At 60.2% G+C, this 21,535-nt stretch carries 22 protein-coding genes; 8 read left to right on the top strand and 14 right to left on the bottom strand.

The genetic code is table 11. The features are described from left to right. Nucleotides 1-59 precede the first annotated feature (59 nt). Both htpG and htpX read right to left on the bottom strand, forming a co-directional pair. Nucleotides 60-1,928 (bottom strand): molecular chaperone HtpG, encoded by a 1,869-nt coding sequence (gene htpG / locus QQL64_RS08255; RefSeq protein WP_284398087.1) that lies wholly within the window; start codon nucleotides 1,926-1,928, stop codon nucleotides 60-62. Nucleotides 1,929-2,030: 102 nt separating this feature from the next. Beyond that, nucleotides 2,031-2,921 carry a protease HtpX gene (htpX, locus tag QQL64_RS08260; protein ID WP_284398090.1) on the bottom strand — a complete coding sequence of 297 codons (891 nt, stop codon included), beginning with the start codon at nucleotides 2,919-2,921 and terminating at the stop codon, nucleotides 2,031-2,033. Nucleotides 2,922-3,061: 140 nt separating this feature from the next. Between htpX and gluQRS the strand changes: the two genes are divergently transcribed. After that, a complete protein-coding gene (gene gluQRS, locus QQL64_RS08265; protein WP_284398093.1) occupies nucleotides 3,062-3,928 on the top strand; it encodes a tRNA glutamyl-Q(34) synthetase GluQRS in 867 nt (288 codons plus the stop codon). Nucleotides 3,929-4,071: 143 nt separating this feature from the next. Next, a complete protein-coding gene (gene phbB / locus QQL64_RS08270) occupies nucleotides 4,072-4,812 on the top strand; it encodes an acetoacetyl-CoA reductase (RefSeq protein WP_284398094.1) in 741 nt (246 codons plus the stop codon). A 20-nt stretch (nucleotides 4,813-4,832) separates the two neighbouring features. Here phbB and QQL64_RS08275 read toward each other — a convergent pair whose 3' ends face one another. Continuing rightward, nucleotides 4,833-5,618 carry a tRNA threonylcarbamoyladenosine dehydratase gene (locus tag QQL64_RS08275; RefSeq protein ID WP_284398096.1) on the bottom strand — a complete coding sequence of 262 codons (786 nt, stop codon included), beginning with the start codon at nucleotides 5,616-5,618 and terminating at the stop codon, nucleotides 4,833-4,835. A gap of 152 nt (nucleotides 5,619-5,770) precedes the next feature. Between QQL64_RS08275 and QQL64_RS08280 the strand changes: the two genes are divergently transcribed. Beyond that, nucleotides 5,771-6,160, top strand: a complete 390-nt coding sequence (locus QQL64_RS08280; RefSeq protein WP_284398098.1) for a cytochrome C — start codon at nucleotides 5,771-5,773, stop codon at nucleotides 6,158-6,160. 12 nt (nucleotides 6,161-6,172) lie between these two features. On the opposite strand, the gene QQL64_RS08285 is transcribed toward QQL64_RS08280, so the two are convergent. The 8 genes from QQL64_RS08285 to QQL64_RS08320 all read right to left on the bottom strand — a co-directional run bounded on the left by QQL64_RS08285 (nucleotide 6,173) and on the right by QQL64_RS08320 (nucleotide 13,968). After that, nucleotides 6,173-7,714: a glycosyltransferase family 39 protein gene (locus QQL64_RS08285; protein ID WP_284398099.1), complete on the bottom strand. Its 1,542-nt coding sequence runs from the start codon at nucleotides 7,712-7,714 to the stop codon at nucleotides 6,173-6,175. Nucleotides 7,715-7,959: 245 nt separating this feature from the next. After that, a complete protein-coding gene (locus tag QQL64_RS08290; RefSeq protein WP_284398100.1) occupies nucleotides 7,960-8,262 on the bottom strand; it encodes an Mpo1-like protein in 303 nt (100 codons plus the stop codon). A 59-nt stretch (nucleotides 8,263-8,321) separates the two neighbouring features. Next, nucleotides 8,322-9,197 carry a pirin family protein gene (locus tag QQL64_RS08295; RefSeq protein WP_284398101.1) on the bottom strand — a complete coding sequence of 292 codons (876 nt, stop codon included), beginning with the start codon at nucleotides 9,195-9,197 and terminating at the stop codon, nucleotides 8,322-8,324. A gap of 12 nt (nucleotides 9,198-9,209) precedes the next feature. Continuing rightward, nucleotides 9,210-10,268: an NADH:flavin oxidoreductase/NADH oxidase gene (locus QQL64_RS08300; protein WP_284398103.1), complete on the bottom strand. Its 1,059-nt coding sequence runs from the start codon at nucleotides 10,266-10,268 to the stop codon at nucleotides 9,210-9,212. A gap of 53 nt (nucleotides 10,269-10,321) precedes the next feature. Next, nucleotides 10,322-11,218, bottom strand: coding sequence for an alpha/beta hydrolase family protein (locus QQL64_RS08305; protein WP_284398105.1), 897 nt, complete (start codon nucleotides 11,216-11,218; stop codon nucleotides 10,322-10,324). Nucleotides 11,219-11,300: 82 nt separating this feature from the next. Next, nucleotides 11,301-11,510, bottom strand: a complete 210-nt coding sequence (locus QQL64_RS08310; protein WP_284398108.1) for a cold-shock protein — start codon at nucleotides 11,508-11,510, stop codon at nucleotides 11,301-11,303. A gap of 297 nt (nucleotides 11,511-11,807) precedes the next feature. Beyond that, entirely contained in the window at nucleotides 11,808-12,017 is a 210-nt protein-coding gene (locus QQL64_RS08315; RefSeq protein WP_114823570.1) for a cold-shock protein, read from the bottom strand. Nucleotides 12,018-12,708: 691 nt separating this feature from the next. Beyond that, entirely contained in the window at nucleotides 12,709-13,968 is a 1,260-nt protein-coding gene (locus QQL64_RS08320) for a winged helix-turn-helix domain-containing protein (protein ID WP_284398120.1), read from the bottom strand. A 161-nt stretch (nucleotides 13,969-14,129) separates the two neighbouring features. Here QQL64_RS08320 and QQL64_RS08325 point away from each other — a divergent pair, with 161 nt between their 5' ends. Together QQL64_RS08325 and QQL64_RS08330 are read left to right on the top strand one after the other, a co-directional pair. Continuing rightward, the gene (locus QQL64_RS08325) at nucleotides 14,130-14,504 is read left to right on the top strand and encodes a superantigen-like protein SSL4 (protein WP_284398122.1); all 375 of its coding nucleotides are present in this window, start codon (nucleotides 14,130-14,132) and stop codon (nucleotides 14,502-14,504) included. A 126-nt stretch (nucleotides 14,505-14,630) separates the two neighbouring features. Then, on the top strand, nucleotides 14,631-15,719 hold the full coding sequence (locus QQL64_RS08330) for a phospholipase A (RefSeq protein WP_284398125.1): 1,089 nt from the start codon (nucleotides 14,631-14,633) through the stop codon (nucleotides 15,717-15,719). A 27-nt stretch (nucleotides 15,720-15,746) separates the two neighbouring features. Here QQL64_RS08330 and QQL64_RS08335 read toward each other — a convergent pair whose 3' ends face one another. Together QQL64_RS08335 and QQL64_RS08340 are read right to left on the bottom strand one after the other, a co-directional pair. Then, on the bottom strand, nucleotides 15,747-16,931 hold the full coding sequence (locus QQL64_RS08335; RefSeq protein ID WP_284398127.1) for an FAD-dependent oxidoreductase: 1,185 nt from the start codon (nucleotides 16,929-16,931) through the stop codon (nucleotides 15,747-15,749). A gap of 62 nt (nucleotides 16,932-16,993) precedes the next feature. Next, the gene (locus tag QQL64_RS08340) at nucleotides 16,994-17,476 is read right to left on the bottom strand and encodes an FKBP-type peptidyl-prolyl cis-trans isomerase (RefSeq protein ID WP_284398130.1); all 483 of its coding nucleotides are present in this window, start codon (nucleotides 17,474-17,476) and stop codon (nucleotides 16,994-16,996) included. Nucleotides 17,477-17,608: 132 nt separating this feature from the next. Between QQL64_RS08340 and dacB the strand changes: the two genes are divergently transcribed. Beyond that, a complete protein-coding gene (dacB, locus tag QQL64_RS08345) occupies nucleotides 17,609-19,168 on the top strand; it encodes a D-alanyl-D-alanine carboxypeptidase/D-alanyl-D-alanine endopeptidase (protein ID WP_284398132.1) in 1,560 nt (519 codons plus the stop codon). Nucleotides 19,169-19,186: 18 nt separating this feature from the next. Here the strand turns inward: dacB and QQL64_RS08350 are convergent, their stop codons facing one another. After that, nucleotides 19,187-19,663, bottom strand: a complete 477-nt coding sequence (locus QQL64_RS08350; protein WP_284398135.1) for a glutathione peroxidase — start codon at nucleotides 19,661-19,663, stop codon at nucleotides 19,187-19,189. Nucleotides 19,664-19,761: 98 nt separating this feature from the next. Between QQL64_RS08350 and QQL64_RS08355 the strand changes: the two genes are divergently transcribed. Then, nucleotides 19,762-20,772, top strand: coding sequence for a methionine ABC transporter ATP-binding protein (locus QQL64_RS08355; protein WP_284398138.1), 1,011 nt, complete (start codon nucleotides 19,762-19,764; stop codon nucleotides 20,770-20,772). A gap of 2 nt (nucleotides 20,773-20,774) precedes the next feature. Beyond that, nucleotides 20,775-21,461, top strand: a complete 687-nt coding sequence (locus tag QQL64_RS08360; RefSeq protein ID WP_284399711.1) for a methionine ABC transporter permease — start codon at nucleotides 20,775-20,777, stop codon at nucleotides 21,459-21,461. Nucleotides 21,462-21,535: the final 74 nt, after the last annotated feature.

A 21,535-nucleotide genomic window follows, 5' to 3' on the forward strand; every position in this document is an offset into this window, starting at 1 on the left:
TGTATCGTCTCGACGCGATCTTGCTTAGCGAGCTCTATCCTTCAGTGAGAACGCAACGATCAGCCCAATAGCACGCGATTCATCCGCTGCACGAATGCAGCCGGATCGGGCAGCTGTGCGCCGGCCGCAATCTCCGCCTGTTCGAGCAGCAGACTGGCGAGATCCTTCGCCTTGCCTTCATCGCTTTCCGCTTCCACACGCTTGAGCAACGCATGTTGCGGATTGATCTCCAGCGTCGGCTTGTTCGACGGCATGTCATGCCCCGCCTCGCGCAGCAAACGCGCCAGATGCGGCGCCATCTCGTAATCGGAAAGCGCCAGGCAAGAAGGCGATTCGGTAAGACGCGCGGAGACTTTCACGTCCGCAACGCGATCGCCCAGCAGTTCCTTCAACTTTTTCAAGAGCGGCTCGGCGGCCTTGCTCGCCTCTTCCTGCTGTTTCTTGCCTTCTTCGTCCAGCGGCAGTTCGCCCTTGGCAACGTTCTGCAGCTTCTTGCCGGCATATTCGTTGAGGCTGCCCAGCATCCATTCGTCGATACGATCGAACATCAGCAGCACTTCGGTGCCCTTGGCCTTGAATGCTTCCAGCTGCGGGCTGCCGATGGCCGCGGCATGGCTGTCGGCGGTGATGTACCAGATGGTGTCCTGGCCCACGGCCATGCGGCCGATGTAATCGTCCAGCGATACGCTTTGCGCGCTGCCCTCGCCCTTGGTCGATGCAAAGCGAAGCAGCTTGGCGATGCGCTCGCGATTGGCGTGGTCTTCGGCAATACCTTCCTTGAGCGTATTGCCGAACGCTTTATAAAACGTCTCGAACTTCTCCGGCTCGTCCTTGGCCAACTTTTCGATCAGATCGAGCACGCGTTTGACGCAGGCTGCTTTGATGCGCTCGAGCTGGCGGTTATGTTGCAGAATTTCGCGACTGACGTTCAGCGGCAGGTCGTCGGCATCGACGACGCCACGCACGAAGCGCAGGTAATTCGGCAACAGCTCCTCCGCAGCATCCATAATAAAGACGCGCTTGATGTAGAGCTTGAGCCCCTTGCGCTCGTCCCGCCCGCCCATCATTAGCTCGAACGGCGGCTGCGAGGGGATATACAGCAGCGTGGTGAAGCTCTGGCTACCTTCGACCCGGTTGTGGGTCCACGCTAGCGCGTCATTGAAATCGTGACCGAGCGACTTGTAGAAACTCTGATAGTCCTCGTCGCTGATCTCGCTCTTGGGCTTGGTCCACAGCGCGGAAGCGGCATTGACCGTTTCCCATTCGTCGGTGGGCTTGTCGTCCTTCTCGACCGGCATGCGGATCGGGAACGCGACATGATCGGAATAGCGGGTGATCAGCGAGCGCAGCTGCCAGCGCTTGAGGAATTCGTCTTCATCCTTCTTCAGATGCAACACGACGGCGGTGCCGCGCTCGGGCAGATCGACTTGTTCTAGCGAATACTCGCCCTTGCCGTCACTTTCCCACTTCACGCCTTCGCTGGTAGGTGCGCCGGCGCGACGGCTCAATACTGTGACCTTATCCGCCACCACGAAAGCCGAATAGAAGCCCACGCCGAACTGGCCGATCAGGCGAGCGTCGTTTTTCTGCTCGGTGCTCATCGCCTCCAGAAAACGACGCGTGCCGGAACTGGCAATGGTGCCGATATTGGCGACGACTTCGTCGCGGTTCATGCCCACGCCGTTGTCGCGCACAGTGACGGTGCGCGCCTGCCCATCCCAGCTCACATCGATATGCAGCTCGGCATCGCCGGCAAGCAGTTCGGGCTGGGCGATGGATTCGAAGCGGAGCTTGTCGCAGGCGTCCGAGGCGTTGGAAATCAGCTCGCGCAGAAAAATTTCCTTGTGCGAGTACAACGAATGCGTGACCAGGTGCAGAACCTGAGCCACTTCGGCTTCGAATTTGCGGGTTTCGATGGGTGCGGTCATACAGAGTTTCCAGACTTACGATAATGAAGAGTTGTTCCGCACCCCATTCCGACGCACATGCAAGGCGTCGACATGAGAGCGATGTATAGCGCGCCGATCGGCTTACTGCGCTTTTTGCAACGCTGCGATGCGTTCATCCAGCGGCGGGTGGCTCATAAACAGGCGCTGCATCCCCTGCGCCAGCGGGCCGGAGATGCCAAAGGCCGCCATCGTCTTGGGCAAGGTGCTTTCGCCGTGATTGAGCTGCAACCGCTGCAACGCGGAAATCATGGCACCGCGACCGGCAAACTTCGCCCCTGCGGCATCGGCGCGAAATTCGCGCCAGCGGGAGAACGCCATCACGATCATCGATGCGAACATGCCGAACACCACCTGCAGCACCATCACCGACACGAAGTAGCCGATGCCTGAACCGCCGCGGCTGTCTCGACCGCCGGACAGCCAGCTGTCGACCAGCCGGCCGACGATGCGCGCGGCAAGAATCACCAGCGTGTTCAATACGCCTTGGATCAGGGTCAGCGTCACCATGTCACCGTTGGCAACGTGGCCGATCTCATGACCAAGCACGGCGGCAACCTGCTCGCGATCCATTTGCTGCAACAAACCGCTACTGACGGCGACCAGCGAGCTGTTCTTGGTCATGCCGGTGGCGAACGCATTCATTTCCGGAGCGTCGTAGATCGCCACCTCCGGCATGCCGATACCGGCAGCCTGCGCGTGGCGGCGTACCGTGTCGACCAGCCAGCGCTCGGTCTCGTTCTGCGGCTGCTCGATCACCCGCGCGTGGGTGGTCATTTTGGCCATCCACTTGGACATGGCCAGCGAGATAAACGCACCGCCCATGCCGAACACCGCGGCAAAGACCAAGAGCCCGGTCATGCCGCCGTAGCCGTGCATGGCCGCCCACTGATCGACGCCGAACAGGCGGCAGACGATGCTCAGCAGAAGCAGAACGGCGATATTGGTAAGAAGAAAGAGTGCGATGCGGCGCATGGTTTTTCTCTGGTCGGTCACACAGGAAGGTAATGGTAATCCGATGCTAGAGATTCCGGCAAAAAACTGAATTTTCAAGAGTTAAGCGGATGTATTCGCAGCCGTGTCGATGTGTCGGCCGCCCCACGTAGAATGATCCGATGAGCTATCGCGGACGCTTTGCCCCCTCGCCCACCGGTCTTCTGCATGCGGGTTCCCTGGTCGCTGCCGTGGGCAGCTGGCTTTGCGCACGCCAAGCTGGCGGACGGTGGCTGGTGCGAATGGAGGATATCGATCCGCCGCGGGAGATCCCCGGCTCTGCAGCGGCGATTCTTGCCGCGTTGCCGATGTTCGGCCTGGTCGCCGATGAGCCTGTCATCTATCAGTCATCGCGCATCGCTGCTTACGATGCCGCATTCGAACAATTACGGCAGGCTGATCTGCTATTTCCCTGCTGGTGCAGCCGCAGCGACCTTGCCTCCGCCGCTGGCTTGCATCGTGACGGCCGCTGCGTGGCCCCGGCCGATCCAAGCCGCACACCCGCGTGGCGCATCCGCGTACCGAATGAAGAGATCGCTTTCGTCGACGCCCTGCAGGGTCCGCAGCGGCAACGCCTACGCGATGAAGTGGGCGATTTTGTGATCCGTCGAGTCGAAGGCTTCTATTCCTACCAATTGGCCTGCGTCGTCGACGATGCGTGGCAAGGCGTTAGCGAGGTCGTCCGCGGCAGCGATCTGCTGGACTCCACGCCACGGCAGATTTGGCTGCAGCGCTGTTTGGGCTTGCCGACACCGCGCTATCTGCACTTGCCGCTAGTGCTCGACAGCCAAGGCCGAAAATTGTCGAAATCGGAGCGTTCGCTCGAGGTCGATCCTACCGAGCCATTGCCGAGCCTGCGCCGAACGTTGTCATTTCTCGGTGTGACGCCCGACGACAAGGCCGTGCATGCGTCCGACTTGCTGCATGCGGCGCTCGCGCAATTCGATCCTGGATATTTGCCGCAATGCAGCGATCATCGCGTGACGTAACCCGGTATAAAGTTGGTACGCAGTCGCGCCATGTAACGTGATACCGAGAACCGATATTCCTTCATGATGTCTGCGTATAACCCCAAGCGGTCCGCCCACCCGGCGCGACGCCTTCCCCCGTAGACATTCAAGGAGATCAGGTCATGACACAGCGTACGGCATTGGTTACAGGTGGCACCGGCGGCATCGGCACGGCCATCGTGCGCTACCTGGCCAAGCAGGGACACCGTGTTGCCACCAATTATCGCGACGAAGCCAAAGCCCAGGCCTGGCAGAAGGCGATGACGGACGAAGGCATCCATGTCTGCATGGTGCACGGCGATGTCGTCGATCCGGCCTCGTGCGAGGCGATGATCGAGGGCGTGCACCGCAAGTGCGGCGCCGTGGAGATTCTGGTCAACAACGCCGGCATCACCCGCGATACCACCTTCCACAAGATGACCTACCAACAGTGGATGGACGTGGTGAACACCAACCTCAACGCCTGCTTCAACGTCACCCGCCCGGTGATCGAGGACATGCGCACCCGCAAGTGGGGCCGCATCGTTCAGATCAGCTCCATCAACGGTTTGAAGGGCCAGTACGGCCAGGCCAACTACGCAGCGGCCAAGGCCGGCATGCATGGTTTCACCATTTCACTGGCGCAGGAGAACGCCAGGTTCGGCATTACCGTGAATACGGTTTCGCCGGGCTATGTCGCCACGGACATGGTGATGGCGGTGCCGGAGGAGGTACGCGAGAAGATCATCGCGCAGATCCCGGTGGGTCGCCTCGGCACACCGGAAGAAATCGCCCACGCTGTGGTGTTCCTCACTACCGATGAAACCAGCTGGATCACCGGCACGAATCTGAAGATCAATGGTGGGCAATACATGGGTTGGTAATCCTGCGCTGGTGAACGGGGCTAACGCTCCAGCAACTTTTCCAGCACCTTGCCGACCGCTGCGAAAGCAAACGCACCGGTGACATGCGTGGCGGCCCCCAGGCCGCCACCGCACGCCAGATTCAGCGCATCGCCGCCCGGTGGACGCGTGCCGCACACCGTGCCATCCGGTTGCGGGTACTGCACGTTCTGCAGCGAATACACCGCCGACACACCGAAATAGCGATCCGGGTTGCGCGGAAAGCCGAAATCCTGGCGAAGCTTCTTGCGGATCAGACTGAACATCGCATCGTGCTCGGTGCGCGAGAGATCGCGTACGCGGATCTGCGTGGGATCGGTGCGGCCACCGGCCGAGCCCACCGTCACCATCGGCAGCTTGCGACGACGGCACCAGGCAATCGCTTCGAGCTTCACCCGGAACGCATCGCAAGCGTCGAGCACCACGTCGTAACCGCGGTCGAGCAATTCGTCCAGCGTCGCCGGCGTGAGGAAGCGTTCGATGGCTTCCAGCCGGATTGCTGGATTGATTGCATGCGCGCGCGCCGCGATCACGCCCACTTTCGGCTTGCCGTATTCGCCATCCAGCGCATGCAGCTGGCGGTTGGTATTGGATACGCAGACCTCGTCAGCGTCGATCAGGGTCAGGCGACCTACACCGGTGCGCGCCAGCGCCTCGGCCGCCCAGGAGCCTACCCCGCCGATACCAATGACGCAGACATGCGCTTGCGCCAGACGAGCAACGCTGCCCGCGCCGTATAGCCGCTCGACACCGTCGAAGCGCTCGGTCGGAAAGACCGTGCCGCTCATGGTCGCGCACCCGCCGCCATGTCATGAACGCAAGGATTCATGCGTACACCTAGCCAAGAAAATCCGATGCATTTTAACCGAGCGCCCGGCTGCCATGTGGACACAGTGCTGCGGTATGCTCCGCGGCCATCGCTCCTCACATGGACAAGGTAATGCGTGCAGCTCTTTTGATCGTGCTCGGACTGGCCATCGGCATCATCGGCACCGTGTTCACCATGCAGGCGCTGAGCGAACGCGACGCGCTACCTCGTGCGGTGATGGTGACCATGGGTTCCCATCGCCATCAGCTGCAACAGGCCGTCAAGGGACAACGCTGCGAAGCGACTGCGAACCTCGATCAGTTGCAGCACATGCAGATGATCGCCGCCGATATTCCCGCCGCGTTCCCTGGTACAGACCAACCTTTCCAAAACCTGGCGGGCCGACTTCGCACAGCCTTGCAGACGGCATCACAGTCCGCGCCAGCGGATTGCCCTGCCCTGGCCGCTGCGCTTAAACCAGTCGATCAGGTGTGCAGCGAGTGCCACCAACAGTATCGCTGAGTCCTGCCCCCATCAGTTGGGACTCGGGTTCTCTTGGGCAGGGAACATCAGGATGGTGATTTCTTTGCCCTGAGGAATTTCCACAGTCGGTGTGCCCAGGGCGGCAATACGCGTTTTGAATGCGTCCAAGTCCTCGCGCTCGCCCAACGCCGAGCGGCCATTCACCGCCCAGACTCGACCGCCTTGTTTCCAGCGCGCTAGTGCCTGATCTAGCTGTGAGGTGATCAGCGCGTTGGACTCTATGGGCATGCCGCCTTTGGGCTGCAGCATCGTAAGCATGGTCGGCGCATTCGGATCCGCCGTGAATACCGTATCGCCCGGCCGAACGTTAGCGGCCAGCGTGGCGGCCGCCATATCCCAGCGCGGCTTGGTCTCCACTCGATAAACCGGCCCGAGATTGACCGCGCCAAGCAAAAAAAGCACCGTCGCTACCCATGGCAAAAAGCGCCGAGGCAACGCGGCAGCGCCGATACCTGCCAGCACAAAGAACGGCGCTGCGCTCCACAAAATGTAGCGCGGCAACAACATGGACTTGAACAACGAGATCGTCAGGATCAGCAGCGGCAATACCATGAATCCAAGCAGCAGCACCCGCCCCGCGAGTCGCCCACGCATGCGCAATAGCCCTGCGCAGCCCAACAGCGCTACGCATGCGCCCAGCAACGGCACCGCGGTATGCAACAGATCGAACCGCACCACGGCCGTCGTGCGCATGAGATAAACACTGCTAGCGGCCACCCACAGGTGTTGCCAGCTCAGCTGCGGAATCCAGTCGAATTTCTGCAGCATGTGACTGTCGCCGGCCGCCAGGATGGCACCATAAAAAGGCACGCAGCAGGCGAGAATGAGGGCAACACTCAGCAACCAATTGCGCCGAAAGCCGACGCGCAATTCCGACGAATACCCCAACCGTAACGCACGCCACAGCAAAAACAGCGAAAGATTGGAGGCAATGAGCCAGGGCGCGGCGTCGCCGAGTACATCCAACGCACCGATCGTGCCCAGCACATAAGCGGCCCAGCCCCATCGATCGGCATCGATGCGGCGAACATCGAGCGCAGCCCGTTGTGGATGTTGCGCAAGACGCAGCAGGCCCCACAGCGCGATGGTGATCAACAACGTGACCAGTGCGTAAGACCGAGCCTCCTGCCCGTACTGCACCTGCAGCGGCGACAGCGCCATCAACAATCCCGCGACAATGGCTGCGCCTCGACCACTGATACGGTGCGCGATGGCAAACACCATTCCAGCCGACAGCGCACCAAACAGCGCCGAAGGGATTCTTAACAAGGCATCGCCTGAGCCGAACTGAGAAATCAGTTGCAGCAACAAAAAATAAGTCGGCATATGCCGATTGGTAAAGCTATCGGCGATCAGGCCGTTCACGTCCAGATGTACGCGCTGGGACGTCAACGCCTCGTCCAGCCAGAACGGCTGATGATCGATGCGAAACAGCCGAACCACCAAACCGAGACATAACACCGCCACCATCCAGGCGATATCGCCCGTCGGCCACTGCTCGCTGCTCTGCACCTGTTTGCTATCGATCGTCATGAAAGCGCTCAAGGAACGCCAACGGCGCTGAACACGGAAGCTATCGGAGGAAAGTGATTCACGGACATGACAGTCCAGCGATCGATCGCGACAAGGAATGTGAAATCTAACGCGAGCGAGATGGATCGGTTGTCAGATCTATATGACAGGTTGCTGCGCATTCAGCCACAAAAGCTATTACTTGCGAAAAGCGCGTAAAAAGTTTGTCCGGACGATGCGCCTTACCTTGTGCCGAACCTACACGATCAAATCTTCACCTGGCCGCGCAACACCTGCCAGTACATCACCCAATCACCCATCAGGCTGTAAAGCGGATGACGAAAAGTGGCGGGGCGATTTTTCTCGAAAACATAGTGTCCCATCCAAGCAAAGCCATAGCCGACAACGGGTGCCAGCCATAACCACACCGGCCTTCCCGAAAACAGGGCCAACAATACGATCAGCAAGACCAGCGAACTGCCGATGAAGTGGAGGCGACGGCAGCGGCGATCGCGGTGTTCGTTGAGGTAATAGGGATAGAAATCACGGAAGCTGGCGAAAGCGGACATGGCACGTCCCCGGTAACCTGATTGCCCCAGCGTAGCCCGAACGCAAGCACGGCGCACGATCAAGCCGGCAACGGGATGAACTCATGCTCGTCACCCGCCACTTTGCCGAAGCGTTGATCGGCCCAGTCTGCCTTGGCCTGCTCGATACGCTCGCGCGAGCTGGACACGAAGTTCCACCACAGATGGCGCTCGCCATCCAACGGTGCGCCGCCGAACAGCATCAGGCGGCTGGTTTTTTTCGCTCGCACAGGCGGTGCAGCTGCGCCTGCCTGCACGGCCATCTGCGAGTCGGTCAATGTGACATCACCCCAGCTCACCTCGCCTTCCACCACATGCACACCGCGCTCGGCATGCTCCTGCGGCAACGGGACTTCGGCGCCCGCCTCCAGTCGTGCCTCGACGAAAAACATCGGTGCAAATACTTTCACCGGCGACGCCTTGCCGTATCCGGTGCCGGCGATCAATACCAGTTCCGCACCGACCTGACGGATGTGCGGCAAGCTTTCGGCATCGTGATGATGAAACTCCGGCGCGACTTCTTCGTCGACGCGCGGTAACGCTACCCACACCTGGATACCGTGCATGCGTTGCCCATCGCGACGCGCATCCGGCGGCGTGCGTTCGGAATGTACGATGCCACGCCCGGCCGTCATCCAGTTCACGGCGCCAGGCGTGATATCGGCCAGGCTTCCGATGCTATCGCGATGACGAATGGTGCCTTCGAACAGCCACGTCACTGTAGCCAGGCCGATATGCGGATGCGGGCGCACATCCAGGCCTTTGCCAGGCGCAAAGTCGACCGGACCCATGTGATCGTAGAACACGAATGGACCGACATGACGCGCCGCCAACACCGGCAACATACGCCGCACGACGAAGCCGTCGCCCAGATCGTGCAGGCGAGTGTTCTCGATCAATGTCGGGTGTTGCTCCATATCCGATTCTCCTCACCAGGCTCGCTGATATTGCACCGGGGCAGCGATCGTTGCACCCAATTCCTGCGCAGCTCGTCGCGGAAAATACGGGTCGCGCAAGCTGGCGCGCGCAATCAACACCACATCCGCCGCGCCGCCGGCAATGATGCCGTCGGCCTGCGCGGGTTCGGTAATCAAGCCGACCGCACCCGTAGCGATACCGGTTTCCTGCCTGATCCGCGCAGCGAACGGCACCTGATAACCGGGACCAATCGGAATTTTCACGTGCGGTACCAGGCCACCGCTGGATACGTCGACCAGATCCACGCCGAGCGCATCGAGCTCGCCAGCGAGGCGCACGCTTTCGTCGATGGTCCAGCCGCCCTCGGCCCAATCGGTGGCCGAAATACGCAGCCAGAGAGGCAACTCGGCCGGCCAAACTTCGCGTACAGCGGTAATGACTTCGCGTACCAGCCGGGTGCGGTTTTCGAAACTGCCGCCGTATTCGTCGGTGCGATGGTTGCTCAGCGGCGACAGGAACTGATGCAGCAGATAACCATGCGCGCCATGCAATTCGATCAACTTGAATCCGGCATCTCGTGCGCGCACCGCGGCGGCGCGGAAATCGCTCACCACTTTGTGGATGCCGTCGGTATCCAGCGCCTGCGGTACGTGCCAGTCCTTATCGAACGGAATCGCCGACGGCGCCACGGTTTGCCATGCACCCTGCTCCGCACCCAGTGAACCGCCGCCCTCCCACGGTCGCCACACGCTGGCCTTGCGGCCCGCATGCGCCAGCTGCACGCCAGGGATAGCGCCTTCCGCGGCGATGAACGCGACAATCGGTCGCCACGCCTCGGCCTGCGTGTCGTTCCAGATGCCGGTGTCGTGGGCCGAAATGCGTCCTTCCGCAGAAACAGCCGTGGCCTCAGTGACAATTGCGCCCGCACCACCCACTGCGCGGCTGCCCAAGTGCACGAGATGCCAATGGTCCGGCACACCATCTGTGGCCGAGTACTCGCACATCGGCGATACCACGATGCGATTGCGCAAGGTCAGGCTGCGTTGCTTATACGGTTCGAACAGCTTCATGGGCATACCGGTTGAGGGTGAAACCAAGCAGATGGCGCCGAGACCGGCCGCGATCAAGTGATGACGGCATGACGGTGCTCGATCCAGTCCGCAAGCCGCGCAGCTAGCGCATCGGGCACTTTCATCCAGGTGAAATGATCGGCGCCCTGCCCCGCCAATTGCTCCGGCGTGACGATACCTGTCTGTTGGGAGGCCTTCGGCATCTTGTCGAGCAGCCAATCCAGGGAAGACTGCGGCACCAGCCAATCGTCGCGCAGGCGCAATGCCAGCACAGGCAGTTCGAGCGCGGCCAGCTGCCGCTCGAAATCCACTTTCATGCCATCCGCGGCATAGCGCCCTGTGCGCCCGCTGCGCGACCAGTCGGCGATAACTCCCCGTGCCTCATTGCCGCCGAAGCCGATCCTGCGTCCGGGCAGATATCCCACGAGTTGCGCGAGGGGCGATGCGAGCGCGTAAGCACCCAGAATCGGTATGCCGAAGCGAAAACGCCGCCAATACGGCGCGCCGCTGGCAATCAGCGCGATGCCTGCCATATCGCGCGGATGAAGGCTTACATAAAGACACGACAACTGGCCGCCAAGGCTATGACCGCCCATCCAGAACTTTGCCTTAGGCCAACGTGTTTTGGCCTCCGCCATACCGGCTGGCAGGTCTGCTTCCAATAGATCGCGATAGCCCCAGTCGCAGTGTCGTCCGGCGCGACGATCGCTGGAGCCGATACCGCGCCATTCATGCAATGCCATGGCTATACCGTGCGCAGCCAATGCCTCGGCCAACGGTAGGTAGTGTTTGGCGGGTACGCCCAAGGCGGGCAGCCAATAGATCACGTCCCGCGGATAATCGTTTGGCTGCGTGAAAATCAATTCACTGCTCGCACCGTCGACCGAAGTAATTGGCACAACGATGGATGGTGCGGAATTCACCGCGGACGACATAAGGGATGCTGACATCGCCGCAGATTAACCAATGGCTATGACAGAGACAAAAAGGCCGGCAATATGCCGGCCTTTTAAGGATTCATGCAACGAACGTTCAAGCCGGGTTGACTTCGTCGGCCTGCAAGCCTTTCTGTCCCTGCACCACTTTGAAACTTACCTTCTGCCCCTCTTTCAGGCTTTTGAAGCCATTACCCTGGATTGCGCGGAAATGTACGAACACATCGGGGCCATTCTCGCGGCTGATAAAGCCAAAACCCTTCGCGTCGTTGAACCATTTGACTGTGCCAGTTTCACGATCCGACATGACTCACTCCATCCGTTCAAGCGTTTGACTCTGAGACCAGTCGGCCCGCCCGGGCCGACGGCTTACTGGGTATGCTGAGATCGAGTGGAGCGACACGGACGGACCGGGCCGGGACACGCACGTTACCAAGCAGACGCAGTGGCCAGATCCTAATAAGTTCCGTGAAATCATGTGTGATGAAAAATTCACATTTGAAATCACATTTGATAACGCTTTGAAAATCGGCGCCCGTAAATAATCGAAAACAAAAAAAGCCGGGCATTGAGCCCGGCTTTTTAAATCGATCTATTCAGGCTATTAGGCAGCCATCACTTCGTCGGCCTGCAGACCCTTCTGGCCCTGCACTACCTTGAAGCTGACTTTCTGGCCTTCCTGAAGGCTCTTGAAGCCATTGCCCTGGATCGCGCGGAAATGCACGAAGACATCCGGGCCATTGTCGCGGCTGATAAAGCCGAAACCCTTGGCATCGTTGAACCACTTGACGGTACCGATCTGACGATCAGACATGTTACACACTCCAAAACTAGGTTTTTCATAAAGAGACTCGACCGCCGCAAACGGGGCCGGCTTACTGGTGTGCTAAGGAAAACCCTAGGGGTGAGCGATGAGGCAGATCGTAATCGGCTGCATCGGGTCACGTGACTCTGGTGACCCCGGCAAACACAGTGCGACCATCATAACCGCAAATGCATAGGCAAAGCGAATGGATCGTTCAGGAAGAACGTCTTGCTCGCCTCAAAAGCTATGCGTAATGTCGCTTATTCGTGCAATAGGAAAGTATCCATGGAACTGGGAAACAAGGCGATTTTCTGTCGATTAACTGACGTTTGCCGGTTGATCTGCCTCGTAGCATGCCTACTGGCAAGCGGGTGCAACCACGCAGCGCGCAAAGAGGCTCCACCTACTCCGGCGCCGCCTCGACAGACTGCCGTAACCGGCATTCCTTCCTGCGATACCTATCTCGACAGCTATCTGGCTTGTCATCGCATCGCAGGGGTCTATGAATCCGACGCGCTGCAAACGCATTACCAGGCTATGCGTGCGAGCCTGCTCCAGGACGCCAATGATCCGCACATACGTCCTTATCTCGCTCATCGCTGCATGGGTCTCGCGCAAGAGCTGAATGCCGTGTTGAAAGGTCGTTCCTGCACGGCGCCAGCCACCCCGCCTTTGGCGTCACACTGAAATCCAGCGTGAGTTAGCGGCGCCAGTGCGTGCGTAATGTCGATGCGATCTGCGCAGGCCGGCAGCGTCCAAGACGAACCTTGGGCGCGCCATGCCATGCCGCGGTGGCGGCGATCGCCTGTGCTAGCTCATCAAGCATGCGCTGCGATGGCTTCACTTCTTCCTCAAAGAACAGCGCCTTCACTTCGAAAACGCCTTCGGCGCGATGCGCCTTGGCATCGAGTCGCCCGATCAAACGCCCGCGATGCAGGATGGGCAGTACGTAGTAACCGTACTGACGCTTCGCCGCAGGCAGATAGCATTCGATGCTGTAGTCGAAATGGAACAGCTCGCGCAGACGCGCCCGGTCCCATACCACCGGATCGAAGGGCGACAGCAATGCGGTATGCGTGGCGCGCAGTCGTCCCTCGAACGCTTTCTCAAGCAGTGCCGCGTGATCGACGTGCACGTAACCTGGATCATCCCAACCTGCCACTTGCACGCTCAGCAGTTCGCCGCTAGCGAGCATGGGCACAAGCTCGTCTGCACTCACTGCCGGTTTCAAACGGAAGTAGTCGGCGATCCATCGCGCCTGCGCGATGCCTAGGGCACGCACGCTGTCGAGAATGAAACGTTTGCGCAATGCCTCCTGCGACAACGCCATCGCAGCAGTGTCTAAAGGTGGATCGAGCTTGGCTAGTACGCGCTCTGCCAGATCGTAGACGCGCTGGAAACGTTCGCGGCGAGTCACCATGAGGTCGCCGGACGCAAACCACGCCTCCAGCCAGCGCTTTTCCGGTTTCCATTCCCACCAGCCTGAAACGCCGCGGTCGGCACGTTCGAAATCGGCGGCGCGCACCGGCCCTGATGTCCGAATATGAGCGAGCAGATCGTGCATTTCTTTTAGATGACTGTCCCTGACGCGCGCTGCATGCCGGTCCGCCCAGTGATTGCTTTCGGTTTGTGCGCGCCAGGCGCGATGCAAACCGATATCGCCCGCGGTGACGAAACAGGCCTCGTGCGCCCAGCATTCCGCGATACGTCCGTTGTCGAGAGCTTCTTCCAGCCATGTCGGCGGGTAATCGCCCAGACGTGCATGCAACACCAGATACGGGCTACGCGCAACAACATGGATGCTGTCGATCTGCAACAGACGCATGCGCTGAACGGTTGCCAGCAAATCGTCGTGTTGCGCGCGCCGTCGCGGTGCTTGCAACAATCCTTGCGCAGCAAGATGTAGAGCGCGCGCCTGCGTCAGTGTGATCGTCTTCGTGCTAGATGAAGATTCGCTCAACGGATGCCGCCTTCACATAATCATTACCTACCTATTGTGCTGGCATTTACGGCGGCATTGCTAATGTAGGTACGAGCTTGATAGGCCAGGACTGTCTTCGGTCATGCTCTTTCGCACGGATACGCCCTGGCATCTCAAGCGTTCTTGCAGGAGCTATCACAATGAAATATCGCACCCCACTCTTCGTTTCTCTGATCGGCGTCGGCCTGCTTTTCACAGGCACCACCTTTGCGCAAAATCAGCCGATGCAACCTACCAATCCGTCGCAAAGCAACCCAACGACGCCCGCGACCGGCACCAGCAACGCCACTGTCAATGCGCCGCAAGGCCAGGTCACCATCCAGTCCACGATGGGTCAGGCGCCATCGACTGCTTCACCGCCCTCATTTGAGCAGCTCTCCGGCGGTTCCAAATTCATCACCAGCGAGCAAGCCGACGCGTATCCGCCACTTGCCAATGATTTCCTCTATGTCGCAGGACACAGCAAGCGCATCACCAAGTCGCAATACGAGCGCTGGTTGAAGAATCTGAACTAGGCGACGCATCGAGGTGCACATCAAGCCGGCCATCGCTCTGTCGATGGCCGGCTTTTTTCCTTCCCGCGTACGAGATAGTTAGACTTGGCCCGAACATGCCGGAGGTGGCATGTCGGGGAGTCGCTCATGAAACAAAGCTTCGGCTATCTCGTTGCACTTGCATGCGCCTACCTGCCTGCGTTTTCAGCGCAGGCACAAAACGTCAGCCCCACGGACATAAGAGCCTGCACCGGCATCGAGAGCGATGCGCAGCGACTCGCCTGCTATGACCGAGCGACCGGGCGAAGCCAGATGCCAGCCGCACAGAAACGTACCGAGCCGACGGCACCATCATCGCCCAATGTGTTTGCACGGGAACAAGCCGCAGCAGCGGCCGCAAACGGCAACCCGGCTCCCGTGCCGCTTTCGCTACTCGACAGCCGTTGGGAGCTCTCGCCGGAAAGCAAACTGGGAACCTTCAATCTGCGCGGCTACAAACCGATCTACGTGTTACCCGTGTTCGCCACCAGCAACCAGAACAACCTGCCGTATAGCCCCAACCCGGTCAATGCGGTGCAGACCCCGTTGGGTATGCAAAATATCGAAGGCAAATTCCAGCTCAGCTTGAAAACCAAGGTCTGGCAAGGCGTGTTCGGCGATGCCGGCGACTTGTGGGTGGGTTATACCCAGGCCTCGTATTGGCAGGTTTACAACTCGAAAGAGTCGCGCCCGTTCCGCGAAACCGATTACGAGCCCGAGGCCATGCTGGTGTTCAACACCAACTACCAACTACTCGGCTGGGACGGGCGACTGATTAGCGTCGGCGTCAACCACCAGTCCAATGGCCAGTCCGATCCGCTCTCGCGCAGCTGGAATCGAGTGATGGCACAAATCGGCTTTGAACGCGATAACTGGACCATCGTGTTCCGCCCCTGGTGGCGCGTACCGGAACCGCGCGCAGACGATAACAATCCAGATATCAGCAACTACATCGGTCGCGCCGACGTGCAGATCATTCACGAATGGCACGGCCAGGAATTCGGCCTGATGCTGCGCGACTCACTACGTGGTGGCAGCCAACAACACGGCGCAGGCAGGTTCACCTGGAGCTTCCCGCTGGTCGGCAACCTGCGCGGCTATATGGAACTGTTCAAGGGATATGGCGAGAGCGTTATCGACTACAACCACAACGCCACCTATCTCGGCGCTGGCATCTCGCTGCTGGATTGGTACTGAGCGTCGAGGCATATCGTTTGCGCCAGCTCACCGCAACCATGCCCGCTTGGTTCCAGTGAGTATCTTCAGCATCTGACCGCGCGCCAGCGGGAGTTTAGCTAGCGGCCCGAAACCCAGATCCCTCACCCACGCCAAGGCATCTCGCTCTGATTGGAAGAGTGGCGTCAGCCACCGGCTCAAGCGCTGATATACAGCCAGATGCGCGCGCCTGCGGCTCGGGTAGCTTCGTAGCGCTTCGTCAACGTTCGCACTGTCAGTCAGTACATCGGCCAACGCCTGTGCGTCGAGCAGAGCCATGTTTACGCCCTGCCCCAATTGTGGACTCATGGCATGCGCCGCATCGCCCAGAAACAGGATCCGACCCTGCACGGGTGTACGCATTACTACGTCACGATAACGTGCCCGATTTATCTGCTGCGGCGATTCGATTCGCGACAGCAGCGCAGATGCTTCGGGCCACAGCGACTGGATGCGTTTGCGCATGTTTTCGAAAGCATCCGCATTGAACTGGTCAACCTGATCTCCCGGCAAACTGAAATAAAACGTCAGCCAGCGCCCCGGATGACCGACACGTTGCCCAACCGGAAGCAGCCCGATCATCTCGCGGGTTCCCGCGTAACGCTGTCGCAATTCGTCAGCATGAGGCCAATCGTCGGCAGGTAACAGGCACCATAGCGCGCCCCATGGATACATGGCTTCGTTTCGGATGAGACTTGGCGCGGCTCGACGTAGGCGCGAGTGTGCTCCGTCCGCGGCAACGATCAGATCGAAAGGGCCATGCTTGCACCCTTCACTATCGATCAGATGCCGCCCGTCGCCGCTCACCTGATCGATGCGAGTGCCCGTCACGATATCTAACGCATCCGCGTAGGCATCGCGCAGTACCGTGAAGAGGCTGCCTCGCGTCAGGCCCAGCCCGAAGCAGCCGGGTGCATGATCGGTATAGCGCATATCCATCACGCTGCGCCCGCGGTGATTGCAACCGTAAAGCCGGTCGATGCGCTGGCCGCGTTGCAGCACCTGTTCGTGCAATCCCAAGCGGGCTAGCACGGCTAAGCCGGTCGGCTGCAGCAGAAATCCGGCGCCAACGGGTCCCGGCACAGGAGCCTGTTCGAAAACCGTCAATGCATGGCCTTGCGTCTGCAGGAAGATAGCCGCTGCCTGGCCCGCGGTGCCGTAACCGACGATCGCTATGCGCAAGCATCCCTGCATGAAGGGCCCTATTCCTTTATCAGTGCCGTATTCGGGATGTGACCGTACTCGGTCACGAGGCGTCAGTGGTGATGACCGCCGGCGCCATGCACGTGACCATGTGCAAGCTCTTCCTCGCTGGCCGCGCGTACATCAGTCACTTCGATGTCGAAATGCAGTGTCTGACCGGCCAGCGGATGGTTGCCGTCGATATGCACTTTGTCGCCATCGACCTTGGTCACCGTCACATTGATCACGCCCTGCGGGCCGTGACCCTGGAACTGCATGCCGGGCTGAACATCCTCGACACCCTGAAACGCTTCGCGCGGCAGTTCCTGCACGAGTTCCGGATGATGCACGCCATAACCCTCTTCCGGCGCAACATCGACCTTGAACTGGTCGCCCGCCACACGTCCGGCCATCACCTTCTCCAGGCCCGGCACGATCTGGCCGCTGCCATGCAGATACGTCAGCGGCTCGCGACCTTCTGAACTGTCGAGAACCTGGCCGTTATCGTCGGTCAGCGTGTAGTGGAAGGAGGCAACGGTCTGGTCGGCAATCTGCATGATGGTCTCGCGGGAACGTAAAGTACCGACCGGAGTCGGCGGGTGTGTAAGGGTAACATTTCATGCCTGGCCGAGGCGTGGGCCGCCTGAGAATCTATCGTGCCGCCGCGCGGCTTGGGCAATACTAGGCCCATGAATGTTGACTCATGGCGAGCCCTGTTCCGAATCGGCATGGTGTGCATGGCGCTTGGCGCGGCGGGTACCAGCACGACGGCGATCACCGCCGACACGCCCGCTGTCGTAGCCACCAGCACCGCCCAGCAACTCGCTGCTGCCATTGACACCCAGATCGGACAACCGCGTTTCGCCTCCTCCAGCTGGGGTATCGCTGTGACCTCGCTGGACACCGGGCGCACGCTCTATGCGCACAATGCCGATCGACTGCTGCAAACAGCCTCCACCGCCAAGCTTTACACCGCTGCCTTGGTGCTCGATACGCTGGGCACGGATTACCGCATTCCCACACAATTGCTTATCACCCGTCGGATTCAATACGGCCGGCTTGACGGGCCGCTGATCCTGCGCGGCATGGGCGACCCCACGCTCGGCACACCCGGCACCAACAGCGACTGGGCGGATCAGCTGGCTACGCAACTAGCGTCCAACGGTATACAAGAAGTGCGTGGCGACCTGATCGCCGATGACAGTTATTTCAGCGGCCCTACGATCGGTTCCGGATGGGAAGCTAGCGATCTGCAAGATTGGTTCGCCGTGCCGGCATCTGCCTTGAGTGTCCAGGAAAACGTGGTGAACCTTACCGTGGCACCGTCGAGCCATCCTGGCGGGCTTGCCTCGCTGATCTTCGATCCGCCGGGTGCGATTCCCCATGTCGTGAACAACATGGTTACCGGCGCAAGCAACACGCGCAACGACATCAATCTCTATCGAGCACCGGGCAATGCGACGTTGTATGCGTTCGGCAATGTCGCCGCACGGGCAGAGCCCAGAAATTTCAAGCTTGCCGTCGCGGATCCCGCGTGGCTTGCCGGCACAGCGCTGCACAATGCCCTGGCGCGGCGCGGTATCCGCATCGACGGTCAGCTACGTGTCATGCACTGGCCGGAGCAGAGCGACATCGCGTTGGACAAGGCCACCGTGGTGGCTCAGGTTCTATCGCCGCCAGTGATGGAAGTGCTCACACGCGGATTGAAACGCTCGCAGAATCTTTATCTGCAGAACTTGCTGCAGATTGCCGGCGTCAAGGCGCAAACCAACGCCGAGCAAGCCGGTGATCCCGCCAATGGTTTTCTCAGCACGGAATCGTGGGCGATACGCGCCTTGCGCCAATTGCTCGATCGCATCGGTATGCCGCCCGATGCCAGTCAGATCCAGGAAGGTACCGGGCTATCGCGACAGGATCTGGCTACACCCAATGCCATGGTGGACCTGCTCACCTACCTCGTTCGCCAACCCTATGGTGCGCAACTTCGCGATGCGCTGCCGACCGCTGGCGTGGACGGCACGCTCGAATGGCGAATGCGCGACAGTCCAGCGGTAGCTAACGTGCATGCCAAGACGGGCAGCATGACTTACGTGCGTTGCATCGTCGGCTACGTGACGACGGCATCGGGCGAACGACTTGCGTTCGCCATCATGCTCAACAATGTTGTGCAAGAGGCCGGCGAAGCCAGCCCCAGTCGCAATCTGGACGCGATCGTCGAGTTGTTGGCGGCTTTCGACGGACACAGCTAGACCATCACGCCGTGCTGCTCAGCGCTTTTGCAGATCCTTCTCGATCTTTTCGGGCGTGTCCGTGGGTGCATAGCGCTTTACTACGTTCCCCTCGGGATCGATCAGGAACTTGGTGAAGTTCCACTTGATCGCCTCGCTGCCGAGCAAACCCTTGGCCTGCTTCTTCATCCATCGATAGAGGGGATGCGTGTTGTCGCCGTTTACCTCGATCTTGGCGAACAGCGGAAACGTCACGTCGTAGCTGGTGGAGCAGAAGTTCTTGATCTCGGCTTCGTTGCCGGGCTCCTGATGGCCGAACTGGTCGCAGGGAAAGCCCAGCACCATCAGGCCGTTGTCGCGATGGCTGCGCCAAAGGTCTTCCAGCCCCTTGTATTGCGGGGTGAATCCGCACTTGGAGGCCACATTGACGATCAGCATGGTCTTTCCGCGCCAGGCGTCGAGCGAGCGCTCGTTGCCGTCGATGTCGCGCGCACTGAAATCGTAGACGGTAGTCATGGTCATCGCTCCGGTTCTATCCATAGGTCAGTTTACTCCAGCGCGTCTTGCCCCGGCTGGCATAGAATGCCAGCTTCGACCACTGTCCTGGGTCCGTCGTGATTCGTTTCGTCGATGTCCACAAGTCCTACCGTGTCGACGGCAAGGACATTCCCGCGCTCGAACCCTTTAGCCTCGACATGGCCGATGGCGAGGTGTTCGGCATCATTGGTCATTCCGGCGCCGGAAAGTCGACGCTCATCCGTCTGATCAACCTGTTGGAACGCCCGAGCGGCGGACGCATTCTGATCGGCGACACCGACATCACGGCGTTGCCGGAGCCCGCCCTTCGCGCAGCGCGGCAGCGCATCGGCATGATCTTCCAGCATTTCAATTTGCTTTCCTCGCAAACGGTGGTGGAGAACATCGCCTTTCCGCTGCGCCTGGCCGGGGAGAAAAATACGGCGGCGATACGCGCCAGGGTGGACGAATTGCTGCAACGGGTCGGCCTAAGCGCGCACGCGAATAAATACCCCTCGCAACTTTCCGGTGGACAGAAGCAGCGCGTTGGTATCGCCCGCGCACTGGCAAATCACCCTTCCATCCTGCTGTGCGATGAAGCCACCAGCGCGCTGGATCCGCAAACAACAGCTTCCGTGCTCGACTTGCTTGCCGAGATCAATCGCGAGCTGAAACTCACCATCGTATTGATCACTCACGAAATGGATGTCGTGCGCCGGGTGTGCGATCGCGTTGCCGTGCTCGATGCCGGTCGCATCGTGGAACACGGCGCCGTGGCCGACGTGTTCCTGCATCCGCAACACGCGACCACGCGGCGTTTCGTCAACGAGGCGCTGCCCGAAGAAGCGGCCGGCGAACAAGCGCTCTATCAGCGGGTGCCCGGCCGGATCATGCGCCTGTCCTTCCGCGGCGAAGCCACGTGGTCTCCCACCCTTGGGCGTGTGACGCGCGAGACCGGCGTCGATTTCAATATTCTCGCCGGCCGCGTCGACCGCATTAAGGATTTGCCCTATGGCCAACTGACATTGGCCATGCAAGGCGCCGGCGTAGACGCTGCGCTGTCGGCATTGCGCCATGCCGGCATCGACGTCGAGGAGCTTGCACGATGATCATGACGCGCGTTCCCGTGCTGCAGGCGCTGTTCCCGAACATCGACGACTGGGGCGAGATGGGACGCGCCTGCATCGATACGTTGCTGATGTTGGGTGGCTCCCTATTCCTGACCGTGTTGATCGGGTTGCCTTTGGGCGTACTGCTGTTCCTCACCGGCAGAGGGCAATTGCATGCCATGCCGAAACTCTATGGCACGCTCTCGCTGGTTGTTAACGTGCTTCGCTCCATTCCGTTCATCATCCTGATGATCGTGCTGATGCCTCTGACATATGCCCTGGTCGGCACCAAGCTCGGTATCCGCGGCGCCATTCCTCCGCTCGTGATCGGCGCCGCGCCGTTCTTCGCACGCCTGGTGGAGACCGCCCTGCGCGAAGTGGAGTACGGCGTGATCGAAGCGTCCCAAGCGATGGGTGCCACGACGTGGCAAATCGTGCGTCACGTACTGCTGCCCGAAGCACGTGGCAGCCTGTGGGCGGGCGTCACCGTCACGGCCATCGCGCTGGTGGGCTACACCGCGATGGGCGGTGCGATCGGTGCCGGCGGTTTGGGCGATCTGGCCTATCGTTATGGCTATTTGAGTTACAAGTCCGATTACATGGTCGTAACGGTGCTATTGCTGATCGTGCTGGTGCAGCTGCTACAGATGCTGGGAGACCGGATCGTGGCGCACTACAGCCGACGCTGAACCATTCCCTTCGCTGTCTTTGCATTCGGCCGTCTGGACGGCTATTCTTGTGCATCGCACAAAGGCCGGACCCC

The sequence above is a fragment of the Dyella lipolytica genome (assembly GCF_030160075.1).
Lineage (GTDB): Bacteria > Pseudomonadota > Gammaproteobacteria > Xanthomonadales > Rhodanobacteraceae > Dyella_B > Dyella_B lipolytica.

What these genes read in the sequence shown, in the direction of transcription:
- htpG (WP_284398087.1), bottom strand. Translation starts at nt 1,928, where the DNA reads ATGACCGCACCCATCGAAACCCGCAAATTCGAAGCCGAAGTGGCTCAG.
- htpX (WP_284398090.1), bottom strand. Translation starts at nt 2,921, where the DNA reads ATGCGCCGCATCGCACTCTTTCTTCTTACCAATATCGCCGTTCTGCTT.
- gluQRS (WP_284398093.1), top strand. Translation starts at nt 3,062, where the DNA reads ATGAGCTATCGCGGACGCTTTGCCCCCTCGCCCACCGGTCTTCTGCAT.
- phbB (WP_284398094.1), top strand. Translation starts at nt 4,072, where the DNA reads ATGACACAGCGTACGGCATTGGTTACAGGTGGCACCGGCGGCATCGGC.
- QQL64_RS08275 (WP_284398096.1), bottom strand. Translation starts at nt 5,618, where the DNA reads ATGAGCGGCACGGTCTTTCCGACCGAGCGCTTCGACGGTGTCGAGCGG.
- QQL64_RS08280 (WP_284398098.1), top strand. Translation starts at nt 5,771, where the DNA reads ATGCGTGCAGCTCTTTTGATCGTGCTCGGACTGGCCATCGGCATCATC.
- QQL64_RS08285 (WP_284398099.1), bottom strand. Translation starts at nt 7,714, where the DNA reads ATGACGATCGATAGCAAACAGGTGCAGAGCAGCGAGCAGTGGCCGACG.
- QQL64_RS08290 (WP_284398100.1), bottom strand. Translation starts at nt 8,262, where the DNA reads ATGTCCGCTTTCGCCAGCTTCCGTGATTTCTATCCCTATTACCTCAAC.
- QQL64_RS08295 (WP_284398101.1), bottom strand. Translation starts at nt 9,197, where the DNA reads ATGGAGCAACACCCGACATTGATCGAGAACACTCGCCTGCACGATCTG.
- QQL64_RS08300 (WP_284398103.1), bottom strand. Translation starts at nt 10,268, where the DNA reads ATGAAGCTGTTCGAACCGTATAAGCAACGCAGCCTGACCTTGCGCAAT.
- QQL64_RS08305 (WP_284398105.1), bottom strand. Translation starts at nt 11,218, where the DNA reads ATGTCAGCATCCCTTATGTCGTCCGCGGTGAATTCCGCACCATCCATC.
- QQL64_RS08310 (WP_284398108.1), bottom strand. Translation starts at nt 11,510, where the DNA reads ATGTCGGATCGTGAAACTGGCACAGTCAAATGGTTCAACGACGCGAAG.
- QQL64_RS08315 (WP_114823570.1), bottom strand. Translation starts at nt 12,017, where the DNA reads ATGTCTGATCGTCAGATCGGTACCGTCAAGTGGTTCAACGATGCCAAG.
- QQL64_RS08325 (WP_284398122.1), top strand. Translation starts at nt 14,130, where the DNA reads ATGAAATATCGCACCCCACTCTTCGTTTCTCTGATCGGCGTCGGCCTG.
- QQL64_RS08330 (WP_284398125.1), top strand. Translation starts at nt 14,631, where the DNA reads ATGAAACAAAGCTTCGGCTATCTCGTTGCACTTGCATGCGCCTACCTG.
- QQL64_RS08335 (WP_284398127.1), bottom strand. Translation starts at nt 16,931, where the DNA reads ATGCAGGGATGCTTGCGCATAGCGATCGTCGGTTACGGCACCGCGGGC.
- QQL64_RS08340 (WP_284398130.1), bottom strand. Translation starts at nt 17,476, where the DNA reads ATGCAGATTGCCGACCAGACCGTTGCCTCCTTCCACTACACGCTGACC.
- dacB (WP_284398132.1), top strand. Translation starts at nt 17,609, where the DNA reads ATGAATGTTGACTCATGGCGAGCCCTGTTCCGAATCGGCATGGTGTGC.
- QQL64_RS08350 (WP_284398135.1), bottom strand. Translation starts at nt 19,663, where the DNA reads ATGACTACCGTCTACGATTTCAGTGCGCGCGACATCGACGGCAACGAG.
- QQL64_RS08360 (WP_284399711.1), top strand. Translation starts at nt 20,775, where the DNA reads ATGACGCGCGTTCCCGTGCTGCAGGCGCTGTTCCCGAACATCGACGAC.